12 protein-coding genes are annotated in these 11,946 nt (G+C 55.3%); 10 read left to right on the forward strand and 2 right to left on the reverse strand.

Annotated features, from left to right (window positions below; translation table 11 throughout):
• Positions 1-4: 4 nt before the first annotated feature.
• Entirely contained in the window at positions 5-1,300 is a 1,296-nt protein-coding gene (locus tag EVJ30_RS06740; RefSeq protein ID WP_131468477.1) for an HD domain-containing protein, read from the forward strand.
• 24 nt (positions 1,301-1,324) lie between these two features.
• The gene (locus tag EVJ30_RS06745) at positions 1,325-2,911 is read left to right on the forward strand and encodes a Na/Pi cotransporter family protein (protein WP_131468479.1); all 1,587 of its coding nucleotides are present in this window, start codon (positions 1,325-1,327) and stop codon (positions 2,909-2,911) included.
• Positions 2,912-2,953: 42 nt separating this feature from the next.
• Here EVJ30_RS06745 and EVJ30_RS06750 read toward each other — a convergent pair whose 3' ends face one another.
• Together EVJ30_RS06750 and EVJ30_RS06755 are read right to left on the reverse strand one after the other, a co-directional pair.
• Positions 2,954-3,142 carry a 2-hydroxymuconate tautomerase gene (locus EVJ30_RS06750; RefSeq protein WP_070328254.1) on the reverse strand — a complete coding sequence of 63 codons (189 nt, stop codon included), beginning with the start codon at positions 3,140-3,142 and terminating at the stop codon, positions 2,954-2,956.
• A gap of 66 nt (positions 3,143-3,208) precedes the next feature.
• On the reverse strand, positions 3,209-3,988 hold the full coding sequence (locus tag EVJ30_RS06755) for a VLRF1 family aeRF1-type release factor (RefSeq protein ID WP_070328253.1): 780 nt from the start codon (positions 3,986-3,988) through the stop codon (positions 3,209-3,211).
• A 156-nt stretch (positions 3,989-4,144) separates the two neighbouring features.
• Here EVJ30_RS06755 and ypfJ point away from each other — a divergent pair, with 156 nt between their 5' ends.
• From ypfJ to EVJ30_RS06795, 8 genes are all read left to right on the forward strand, one after another.
• Positions 4,145-4,999, forward strand: a complete 855-nt coding sequence (gene ypfJ / locus EVJ30_RS06760) for a KPN_02809 family neutral zinc metallopeptidase (protein ID WP_131468481.1) — start codon at positions 4,145-4,147, stop codon at positions 4,997-4,999.
• A gap of 114 nt (positions 5,000-5,113) precedes the next feature.
• Positions 5,114-5,962 (forward strand): MurR/RpiR family transcriptional regulator, encoded by an 849-nt coding sequence (locus tag EVJ30_RS06765; protein ID WP_070328251.1) that lies wholly within the window; start codon positions 5,114-5,116, stop codon positions 5,960-5,962.
• Positions 5,959-6,417 carry a GNAT family N-acetyltransferase gene (locus EVJ30_RS06770; RefSeq protein WP_131468483.1) on the forward strand — a complete coding sequence of 153 codons (459 nt, stop codon included), beginning with the start codon at positions 5,959-5,961 and terminating at the stop codon, positions 6,415-6,417. The genes EVJ30_RS06765 and EVJ30_RS06770 overlap by 4 nt, the downstream gene beginning before the upstream one ends.
• A gap of 139 nt (positions 6,418-6,556) precedes the next feature.
• Positions 6,557-7,450: an N-acetylmuramic acid 6-phosphate etherase gene (gene murQ / locus EVJ30_RS06775; protein ID WP_131468485.1), complete on the forward strand. Its 894-nt coding sequence runs from the start codon at positions 6,557-6,559 to the stop codon at positions 7,448-7,450.
• Between the two features lie 13 nt (positions 7,451-7,463).
• A complete protein-coding gene (locus EVJ30_RS06780; RefSeq protein ID WP_131457760.1) occupies positions 7,464-8,837 on the forward strand; it encodes a PTS transporter subunit EIIC in 1,374 nt (457 codons plus the stop codon).
• Positions 8,838-8,890: 53 nt separating this feature from the next.
• The gene (locus tag EVJ30_RS06785) at positions 8,891-9,943 is read left to right on the forward strand and encodes a DUF871 domain-containing protein (RefSeq protein WP_131468487.1); all 1,053 of its coding nucleotides are present in this window, start codon (positions 8,891-8,893) and stop codon (positions 9,941-9,943) included.
• A gap of 57 nt (positions 9,944-10,000) precedes the next feature.
• Complete coding sequence (locus tag EVJ30_RS06790; RefSeq protein WP_070328246.1) at positions 10,001-10,504, forward strand: YwhD family protein; 504 nt, start codon at positions 10,001-10,003, stop codon at positions 10,502-10,504.
• A 156-nt stretch (positions 10,505-10,660) separates the two neighbouring features.
• Positions 10,661-11,923: a dicarboxylate/amino acid:cation symporter gene (locus tag EVJ30_RS06795; protein ID WP_131457758.1), complete on the forward strand. Its 1,263-nt coding sequence runs from the start codon at positions 10,661-10,663 to the stop codon at positions 11,921-11,923.
• Positions 11,924-11,946 lie beyond the last annotated feature (23 nt).

The raw sequence follows: 11,946 nt of genomic DNA on the forward strand, positions 1-11,946 counted from the left end.
CAACATGTACACATCACGAGGTCAGCTATCTGGGTCAAAAGTGTTTAAAGACCCGGTCCATCGCTATATATACGTCTACGATCATCTCATTTGGGAGTTGATCAACACGAAAGAGTTTCAACGGTTACGTCGGATCAAGCAGCTCGGGACGTCGTTTTTGACGTTCCACGGGGCTGAACACACCCGATTCCACCATTCGCTCGGCGTCTATGAGATTGCCCGGCAGTTGATCGACCAGTTCCGCGACTATCCGGAATGGGACGACCGCGACCGGGAGCTGTTGCTCGCGGCGGCACTGTTGCACGACGTCGGGCACGGCCCGTTCTCGCACGCGTTCGAGCACGTCTTCTCGGTCCGCCATGAAATCTGGACGGAACGGATCATCTTAGGGGACACGGAAGTGAATAAAGTCCTCTCCGAGATGGGCGTCGGGTTCCCGGAAGAAGTCGCGGCCATCATCAACAAGACGCACCCGAACCGGCTGATCGTCAACATGCTCAGCTCACAGCTCGACGTCGACCGGATGGACTATTTACTTCGCGACGCCCATTTCGCCGGCGTCAGTTACGGGAAGTTCGACCTCGAGCGGATGCTGCGCGTGTTGCGGCCGGACGAAGATCAAATCGTCGTCAAACAGTCGGGGATGCATACGATCGAAGACTATATCATGCGGCGCTATCAAATGTATTGGCAAGTCTATCTGCATCCGGCGACGCGTTCGAGTGACTTGCTATTAAAAGCCGTGCTCGAGCGGGCCCAAGAGCTGTATGAGTCGGGCTATGTGTTTGAGATGACACCGAAGCACTTCTTGCCGATCTTCAACCATGACGAGATGACGCTCGAGCACTATCTGAAGCTCGACGAGACGATCGTCTACTTCTATTTTCAAGAATGGATGGACGAGGCCGACCCGATTTTGGCCGATCTGGCGAGCCGTTTCGTCAATCGTCGCCTGTTAAAGTACAAAAATTTCCCGGAAGCGAACCGCGTCCGCTATATGGACCGGTTACGGTCGACGATGGAAGCGATCGGGTTGCCGACGCGCTATTATTTGCTCGAGGACCAGCTCAGCCAGCTGCCATATGATCTATATAAAGGGCACGGTACGTACGAAGGGATTTACTTACAGATGAACGACGGCGACCGTCGCGAAATTTCAGAGGTGTCGATGCTCGTCCAATCGATTTTGAATTCGCGACAGTCGGACGAGAAAATCTATTACCCTGAGGACGTGCTGTTGAACTTGAAAGACCACGCCTCAGAAAAATCATGGATGTTGTCAACGTTACGCGGCGATTGAATCGCTTGAAAAGGATGTGACACCATGGGGATTGGGACGCTCATCGGCGGAATCGGCATCTTTTTGTTAGGGATGATGCTGTTGATCGATACGTTGAAAAGCTTGGCCGGGGAAAGACTGCGAGAGCGGTTGAACCGCATGGCGGAAGGACCGGTGGCAGGGGCGTTTCTCGGTGCGACGATGACGGCGTTGTTCCAGTCCTCGACTGTGACGACGCTCATGACGATCAGTTTCGTCAGCGCAGGGCTGTTGACGTTCACGCAGGCGCTCACGCTCGTCATCGGAGCGAACGCTGGTAGTGCGACGACGGGATGGATCGTAGCGCTCCTCGGCTACAACGTCGACATTCGGGAGCTCTTACTGCCGCTCATCGGCGTCGGGATGGCGCTCCGCTTGATCGGACGACGGGTCAAGCGGATTGGGATGTTGCTCGTCAGTCTCGGACTTGTTTTTGTCGGCATCGGCACACTTCAAGAAGCGATGCGGGAAGTCGTCACGTTCTCGTTTTCGGGCTGGGACACCGACACACCGCTTCATCAATTAGCCTTGCTCGGCACGGGCCTGTTCATGACCGTCGTCTTGCAATCGTCGAGCATCGGTCTCGTCTTGACGATGACGGCGCTCGCGACCGACACGGTGACGCTCGCGCAGGCTGCATTCCTCGTACTCGGGCAGAGTGCCGGAACGAGTCTCGTCGTCGCGCTCGGCTCGCTCGGAGGATGGAAATCAGCGCGGCGCATCGTGCTCGGACACGTACTCGTTCATAGTTCGATTTTGTTGATTGGCTGGCTGACGTTCCCGCTCTTGTTTGGTGTCGTCAATCGCGTGGCCGACTGGTTGAATTGGAATGAGCTATTGCGGCTCGCATTGTTCCATACGTCGTTTCACTTGCTTGGCGTGCTGACGTTTCTGCCGTTTCACGAAGCGTTCAGCCGGCGGTTGCTCAAATGGGTGCCGAGTCGGTCTGAAAAGCTGATCCGTTTCCTCGACCCGAACATGTCGCGGATTCCGACGGTCGCACTCGAGGCGGCAAGACGTTCGTTGATTGAAATCGAGCGCTATCTCGGAAACGAGACGAAACTGTTATTGACGGAAGCGCGCAAGCGGGAGGACGAGTTGCAGCTCGTCGAGAAGACGCTCGGTGACGTCCGGGTGTTTTTGAGCACGATTCAATTGGAAGAAGGACAGGGCCGCAACGACTACGGACAACACTTGTCACTGCTCCATACGATCGATCATTTGGAGCGCTGGCTGTTCGTCCTGCGCGAAGTCGATCCCGTCGACGCCCTCCGCGACACCGACTTTTTAGTCGCACGTCAGCTCGTCTTGCACGAGCTCGAGCTTGTCGATGCCCTCAACCATCACACGCCGCCGGAAGATTCGAAACAATGGAAGACGGCGTCGAAGCAGCTCGCCGAGTACCGGAAAGCGCATCGGGCCGAGATGTTAGAGGAGACGGCGGCGAACCAGCTTGAAATGGAGCAGACGATTCGCAAAGTTCAAGCGCTCCTTTGGCTCGACCGGCTTGGTTATCACGTCTGGCGGGCGACCCGGCACTTGATCAAGCCGACCGTCCCGAGCGAGCGGTTCGAAGTGAACTTAGAAGACTGAAAAAACACCCGCGCGTCCAACTGGATGCGCGGGTGCCTGGCGTTATTTTTTGTCGGCGTGCATGACACCGGCTTGACCGTAGTTCGTCGCGTCCATCTCTTCGATGAAGACGGTGATGTTTTCTTTCGGTGCGTTCGTCGTCTCTGAGACGGCGTCCGTCACTTTCTCAATCAAGGCACGTTTCTGTTCAACAGTACGGCCCGGGAGCATTTTTACGGTAACGTATGGCATATTATTTCCTCCTTTTCTAGTTCTCTTCTATTTTAGAGAATCACTAGTCGAGAGGAAAGCGAAAAATCAATGGAATGCAGCCTCGATGATGTGAGGCGCACTCGATTTCGACAAGTTTTTGTGCACGACGCGCTCTGGTTTCGTCCGTAACTCGTCACGGAACGAGTTGGACAGCTCGGCTTCTCCGATGACGACAAGCGCTTCCCAGTCGTGTGCACCTTTCATCTGTTCGACGGTTTGGGCGAGGTCACGGTAGAACCGACCGAGATTTTCGGCAAGTCGACGATCGAATTTATCGACTTGCGAGCTGCTCGACGCCATACGGTCACCCGAAGCCGTCCCTTCAAACCGAACCCACTCCTCGGTCTCAGGGTCGAACGCGAATTCGAACGTCGCATCGATGTGCCCGAGTGAGGTGTCGAGTACCGTCACGTGGTCGAGGTTCGTCAAAATAATACCGGTGGACGGAAATTTTTGTTGTAACGCCTCGAGTGGTTCAAGTACTGGCTTCGTTTCCCAGTGGAACGACGTCTCGACATCGTGTTGAAGGTAGTATGTTTCAAATAAATCGTTTTCTTCCGAAGCAAAAATGATTAGGCTTCGCGCCAAGTCGTTCCGGTGTTTGCCGAGTTCCTGATCGACTTGCTTACGTACTTTTTTGAAGTTCTTCAGTTGCGTCTCGTCACCGGACGCCTCTAAATATTCACCGATTCGCTTCAAGCCGTTCTTCAAGTGGATTGACCAGTCGCCTTGTTGGTTAGGTCCTGTATTAAGGTAGACCGATAGCACACACTTGTCCTTGCATTCAATCTGACGCAATTGTTTCAAGTCGCTTGCTAATCCCATCTTAATTCCTCCCTAAAGTAAACGTTCTCTTAACCTGTTTCCTACTTGGTTAGGACTCAAACACCGAATACGATGGGAAAATGTGAAAAAGCAGGTGCGAAACGAGATGAATCCGGGTAAGTAACAAGACAGACTAGTAGCGGGAGGAACAATCGCATGAAATGGAAAGGCAGACAGGCGAGTCGGAATGTCGAAGACCGACGGGGGCGAAGTGTTGGGGGGAAAGGGATTGCGGGAATCGGCGGCGGTTTGGGCCTCATTTTAGTCATCGTCTTCACGCTTTTGAACGGGGGTAACCCGGGAGACATCGTCAACAATATCGGAATTGGTGAGCCGCAGTCTTCCGAGACGTATCAAGGCTCGGCACGGGAAGAAGAGATGGCGGACTTTGTCTCGGTCGTCCTACGGGACACCGAAGAAGTGTGGACCGACATCTTTGCCGAGAACGGGTTGACGTATCGGGAACCGACGCTCGTCCTCTACTCAGGACAAGTCGAGTCGGCATGTGGGATCGCTGGCTCTGCGGTCGGACCGTTTTATTGCCCGGGTGATCAGAAACTGTACATCGATTTGAGTTTCTATGACGAACTCAGTCAGCGCTTCAACGCGCCGGGCGACTTCGCGATGGCGTACGTCGTCGCCCATGAGGTCGGACACCACGTGCAGACGTTGCTCGGCACGACCGACGAGATCATGCCGCTGCGAAACGAGATGAGCGAGACCGAGTTCAACACGTATTTGGTACGGTTCGAACTTCAAGCCGACTACTATGCCGGTGTTTGGGCACATCACGCCCAAGGCATGGGTTATTTAGAGGCGGGTGATGTCGAAGAGGCGATGAACGCGGCGCACCAAATCGGTGACGATACGCTACAAAAACAAGCACGTGGCTACGTCACGCCGGACTCGTTCACGCACGGGACGTCGGAACAACGGAAACGGTGGTTTGATAAAGGTTTTCAAAATGGAACAATCCAAGGTGGCGACACGTTCAATACGAAAAACTTATAAGTCTCACCTGCAGGTTGAGCGCGAGCTCAGCCTTTTTCGTGTCCAAGTTGGAATGTAGGGAAAGAATCCGCTATCATTAAATACAGCAACTAGTAGCAGGAAGGGGATGACCTGATGGAATCCTTACTGAAAAAAATCGAGCTCGCCCAAGGCGAGATGACGTCCGTCGAAAAGAAAATCGCGGACTACATCTTGACCCATTCGACGCTCGTCCCGAATATGACGACGAAAGAACTCGCCCAAAAGACCGACGTGTCAGAGGCGAGCATCGTCCGCTTCGCGCGCGTCGTCGGGATCGACAGCTTCAAATCGTTCAAGCTCGCCCTCGTCAAAGACTTGGCGATCACAGAGACGATGCTGACTGACTTTAACGTCCTCCAACAGAAGGACACGCCGTACGACTCGTTCCAAAAAGTCATCCACGTGAACAAGATGGCCATCGAGGCATGTGCCGAGGCGATGGACAAACGCGAACTCGAACACGCGATCGATACGTTCGCTCGCGCGAACCGGGTCATCTTCTACGGAGTCGGCGGGTCATCGACGGCCGCCTATGACGCGCAGTACAAGTTCACGAAACTCGGCTACGCCGCTCTGACGTCGCAAGACTTTCACTACATGCTGTCGCTCATCCCACATCTCGGGCCGACCGACGTCTTCGTCGCGATCAGCACGTCGGGCCGGACGAAAGACGTGCTCGAGCTCGTCCGGTTCGCCAAGAAAAAAGGCGTCACCGTCGTCGCCATCACCGACCTCGACAAGTCGCCGCTTTACCGCGAGGCGGACGTCCGTCTGTGCACACCGACCGTCGAACGAGATTACCGGATCGCGAGCATCGCCTCACGGATGACACAATTGACGATTATCGACACGCTCTACATGGGTCTGTTGCACCGAAAAGGCGAAGGGCTGATCGATCGTTACGCCGAGGCGCGCGACGAGATGGTGAAGCTGCGCCGATGATTCGCCGATATGAAGCGTCAGACCGCGAACGAGTGGCAGCTTTCCTCATGACACAACAAGCGTTCGCCGCATTGAACGCTCAGACGCTCGAAGTGTTCCGCGATGAGAATTTGGCTGACTTCGAGGAGACAGGTACGGTCAGCCTCGTCGTGGAGGACGACGGGGCGATCGTGGCGATGGCGGATTTGTTGAGGCGTCACCCGATCGACGGCTCACTTTGGCTCGGCCTGCTCCTCGTCGACGAACAACTTCACGGCACCGGTCTCGCCCAGAAGGTATACGATCAACTCGAGCGGGACCACATGCGTCCGTTCCAGACGACGTTCCGGCTCGGTGTGCTCCCGACGAACGTGCGGGCCCGTCGTTTTTGGGAGCGGCAAGGCTACGTGTATGAGCAAGACTCGGTCACGGGGGATGGTGTCCACGTCCATGTGTTGAAAAAAGACATCGAATGAAGCGAACTCGGTCCTCAAACGGCCGAGTTTTTTTGTTGGCACTCGAGTTGAGTGTTTATGAAATTATAATTCTTTATTTTTTTAAATAAATTTGACTTTTAATTTCAAATTAGTACAATAAAACTAGAGAGAAGAAAGGATGGTGGCGATGTTAGACAAATTGGCTACGGAACGACGGAACGAACGGACGATGCGCCTAGACGACATGACGGTTGAGGAACTGCTCGGCGTGATGAATGAAGAGGACCAGTCGGTGCCTCACGTGATCAAGCAACAGCTTCCGGTCATCGCACAAGTCGTAGAACGAGCGATCACATCGTTTAAACGAGGCGGACGCTTGATCTATATCGGTGCGGGGACGAGTGGACGACTCGGTATTTTAGATGCGGCAGAATGTGTCCCGACGTTCGGCGTGGCAGCGGACATGGTCGTCGGCTTGATTGCCGGGGGTGAACGCGCGCTCGTGAAGGCGGTCGAGGGAGCAGAAGATAGCATGGATTTGGCAATCAACGATTTGAAAGCGCTTCACTTGAGTCCGGACGATACGGTCGTCGGCATCGCCGCGAGCGGCAGGACTCCGTATGTCATCGGCGGACTCGATTACGCGCGTGAAGTCGGTGCGACGACGGCGGCGCTATCCTGCAACGAAGGTTCGAAAATCAGCGACCACGCCGAGTTCAAAATCGAAGTCGAGACGGGACCGGAAGTATTGACCGGATCGACGCGCTTGAAGGCGGGGACGGCCCAGAAACTCGTCCTCAACATGATTTCGACGGCGTCGATGATTGGAGTGGGCAAAGTGTATCAAAACTTGATGGTCGACGTGCAGCCGACGAACGAGAAATTGGAAGTTCGGGCCAAACGGATGATTGCGGAAGCGACAGGGGTCGACGAACAGACGGCCGCGCGTTATTTCGCTTCATCGAACGGCCACGTCAAGACGGCGATCGTCATGATTTTAGCCGACGTCTCTTATGCGGAGGCAGTCGAACGATTACAGCGCGCGAACGGATTCGTCCGCGACGCGATTTAAGGGGGATTACGAGATGAAGAAAGAAGAGGTGTTGGCGCAAGCCATACTCGAGCACGTCGGTGGAAAAGAGAACATCCGCCAACTCGCGCACTGTATGACACGCCTCCGGTTGGCGTTGAAAGACCCAACGAAAGTGAACATCGAGGCGTTGAAAAAAATCGACGGCGTCATGGGCGTCATCGATGACGAGACGCTGCAAATCGTCGTCGGACCGGGGACGGTCAACCGTGTCGCGGATCACTTGAGCCGTGAGACGGGGCTCGCCATCGGGGAAGAGGCAGTCGATGCGAACTTGACGCCTGACGAGCGGGCGGCCATCGAGCGTCAAAAAGTGAAAGATAAACAGAAGTCACCGTTCAAACGTTTCTTGCGTCGCTTAGGGAATATCTTCATCCCGCTCATCCCGGGACTTGTCGCTTCAGGGATCATCAACGGGGCAGCAAACTTTGCCGTCAACGCTGGTGTCGACCGGACCGAGACGTGGATGCAAATTCTGCTTGTGCTCGGGAGCACGGTCTTCGCCTATCTCGCCATCCTCGTCGGGTGGAATACGGCGAAAGAGTTCGGGGGGACGCCAGTGCTCGGAGCGATTGCCGGGGGGATTTTGTTCAACCCGTTACTCGCCGACATCGTCATCTATGGGGAAGCACTCGTCGTCGGAAGGGGTGGACTGTTCGGTGTCATCTTTGCCGCTTGGCTCATGACGTATATCGAAAAACACGTCCGCCGCTTCATGCCGGTCTCGATTGATATTATCTTTACGCCGCTGCTTACGGTGCTCGTCGTCGGCTTCACGGCGCTCTATGCGATCATGCCGGTCGCGGGCGTGTTGTCAGACGGCATCATGCAAGGACTGAACGCCGTGCTTGAAATCGGCGGACCGGTCGCGGGGGCCGTCCTCGCTGGCTTCTTCTTGCCACTCGTCATGGTCGGCTTGCATCATGGTTTGACACCGATTCACCTTGAGTTACTGAACACCGTTGGCAACACAGCGCTCTTGCCGATCCTTGCGATGGCAGGAGCTGGACAAGTCGGGGCCGCGCTTGCGATTTTCGTGAAGACGCGCAACCAACGTCTCCGCAACATCATCAAAGGGGCGATCCCAGTCGGATTCCTCGGTATCGGCGAACCGCTTCTTTATGGGGTCACGCTTCCGCTCGGTCGTCCGTTCTTGACGGCTTGTATGGGAGCCGCGGTCGGCGGTGCGTTCCAAGCGTCGATGCAGACGGCAGCGCTCGGGATCGGGGTCTCGGGTCTCTCGCTCACACCGCTCATCGACAATGGGATGTACTTGACGTATATTGGGGGTCTCGTCATCTCGTATACGGCTGGCTTCATCTTCACGTATTTCTTCGGTTTCAAAGAAGAGATGGCGGATGGTATTTAACAACCAAGGTGGCTCTTTCGAGTCACCTTTTTGAATAGGGAGGGCTGTTTTATATGAGAGGATTATCTGTTTACTTGAGCGAACCGCTGACAGAAGCGTTCACGGTGTGGATGAAACGCATGCGTGAGATCGGTTTCACGTCACTGTTCACATCGCTACATATCCCGGAAGACGATCCATCGGTCTACACGGAGCGGTTGCGTCGACTCGGCACGCTCGCTCGACAGCATGACATGGAACTGTTCGCCGATATCGCCCCGACTTCGCTCGCCGCGCTCGGGAAGACGTGGGACGACGCCCATACGCTCATCGACTGGGGCGTGACCGGCCTCCGCGTCGATTACGGGGTGACCCCGAAACAGGTCGCCGATCTGTCGAAACGGATGACCGTCGCCTTGAACGCGAGCACGTTGACTGCTGAAGAGCTCGACGAGATGAAACGGGAAGGGCTCATGACAGACAATGTCGAAGCATGGCACAACTTCTACCCGCGCCCAGAGACCGGGCTCGACCGGCAATGGTTTGACGAAAAAAATGACTGGTTGAAACGACAAGGGTTGAGCGTGCAGGCGTTCATCCCGGGAGATGGGACGCTCCGCGGACCGCTATACGAACGACTGCCGACGCTTGAAGACCACCGGCAGCTGTCGACGTTCGCTGCTTATTTAGAGTTGACGGGGAGTGTCGACCGCATTTTGATCGGTGACCCGGGACTAGCGGATGCGACGGTTGAACAGTTCGCGTCATACGGGGACGGGATGCTCGTCCTCCGGGCCGAGGCGTATACGACAATCGAGGCGGCGCTCTACCGCGTCCAGACGAACCGGATGGACCCGGCGCGCGACGTCATCCGTTCCGTCGAATCACGGGCGTATGGTCGCCCTGGGGACCGCTTGCTCGAACCGGTTGCGGCGAAACAGCGACCGCTCGGCACGATCACGATTGACAACATGGATTACGGGCGCTATGCTGGCGAAATGCAAGTGACGAAGACAGACCTTCAGGCCGACAAGCGGGTCAACGTGCTCGGACGTGTCATCGAAGCGGATCGTCCGCTCCTTCGTTCGGTTGGACCCGGCACGAAGTTTCGAATCGAGTGGGTCTGACGTTCGCGATTGCCACGTTCCCTCGTCTTTGTGTACAGTAGAGGGGGAGGGAATGCCATGAAAGATATCAACTTTAATATTATCGCTGACGATGCGACGGACGGCCACGGCGGTTTTGGGGTCGGATCGCTCAGTTTGAACAATATGTCGCCCGTCATCATCGACGTCGAGGCAGGTACGGCAGTGATCGACATGGGTGCGATGCACGCCAAGTCGGCGATCGAGAAGCGGATCAAGTTTTTGACCGACCCGGAAGCGGTGCCGAACGGTAAACCGTATTGGATCGTCTGGGTGACGGTCGGACGCAAGCCGGAAGGGTTTTACTACGGCGGGATTGCGGCTTGTGACATGTCGATTGACTTGGAGGCGCGTCGCGGGTATAAATTGCTCCCGTATCACGTCAACCAAATGGACAAGTCGCTCAAAGGACGGATCCTCATCGATATGATGGATGCGCCGTCACGGAGCGTGCTCGCGGAGTTTCTGCAACAGCACCGTCCGGAGATTTGGGACCAGTCGACCGAACTTCATACTGAACTCGCGCGTCTCGCTGCCGAGTAAAAAGATTGGACCGTCACGGTCTCCAATCTTTTTTGTTTTCTTTTGAAGCAACTTGGGAAAATGACCGTGTTATGGCGTGTGTTTCAAGCGGAATTGTAAGAAAATTTAGCATTATGCTATACTAAACGCACTGTGTAAAAAAGAAAGGGTGACACGATGAGTGAAACTAAGAAAATTTTGATTGGCCTCGCCTTAGGGGTCATCGTCGGTCTCGGGCTCGCCGGCCTATCCGGTAACGTCTACGACGTGATCAATACGTACATACTATCCCCAGTTGGGACAGTGTTTTTGAACTTGATTAAAATGTTAGTCGTCCCGATCGTCTTCTTCTCGATCATTCTCGGTGTCATGGGCCTAGGTGACCCGAAAGAGCTCGGGCGCGTCGGGTCGAAGGCGCTTCTATTCTTCTTGACGACGACAGCGCTCGCTATCGTACTCGCGATGGGTGTCGCGTCGGTCATCAAGCCAGGTGAACGCGGCAACTTCGAAACAGCCAATCTAGCATTTGAATCGACAACGACAGAAGAATCGTCGAACATCGTCCAGACGTTCGTCAATATGATTCCGACGAACCCGATTCAAGCGCTCGCTGAAGGGAACATGCTACAGATTATCGTCTTCGCGGCGTTGATCGGGTTTGCGATGATCGCCCTCGGCGAACGTGCCAAGACGTGGCGTCGCTTCGTGAAACAAGGGGACCGCATCATGATGCATCTCATTCACTTGGTCATGAAGCTCGCCCCATACGGTGCCTTCGCGTTGATCGCCTCGGCCATCGGCGGTATCGGGTTTGATGCTGTCGCAGCGATGGCATGGTACATGTTTGCCGTCGTCTTGACGTTGTTCTTACATGCGACCATCGTCTACGGCGGAGCGCTCATCTTGCTTGGCAAGATGAGTCCGGTCTTCTTCTTTAAAAACTTCTATGAAGCGATCACGCTCGCGTTCTCAACGTCGTCTTCAAACGCGACGCTTCCGGTGTCGATGGAACTCGCCCAAACGAAGCTCGGCGTCCCACGTTCGATCTCGTCATTCGTCCAGCCGCTCGGCGCGACAGTCAACATGGACGGAACGGCCATCATGCAAGGGGTCGCGACAATCTTCATCGCTCAAGTGTTCGCCGCTGATTTGACGATCACCGAGCTCGTGACGGTCGTCATCACGGCAGTGCTCGCCTCAATCGGGACGGCTGGTGTGCCGGGTGTCGGGCTCATCATGCTCGCACTCGTCTTACAGTCGGTCAACTTGCCGGTCGAAGGGATCGCCCTCATCATCGGGGTCGACCGTATCCTCGACATGCTCCGTACGTCCGTCAACATCACGGGTGACGCGACATGTGCGGTCGTTGTAGCGAAGCTTGAAGAGAAACACCTTCCACCTGTCGACGAAGACGCGTGGGATGAAGTCGAAGCGAAATAAAACAAAGGCTGACCTCGCGGGGT

It is taken from the genome of Exiguobacterium sp. SH5S13 (assembly GCF_004337085.1).
Lineage (GTDB): Bacteria > Bacillota > Bacilli > Exiguobacteriales > Exiguobacteriaceae > Exiguobacterium > Exiguobacterium aurantiacum_A.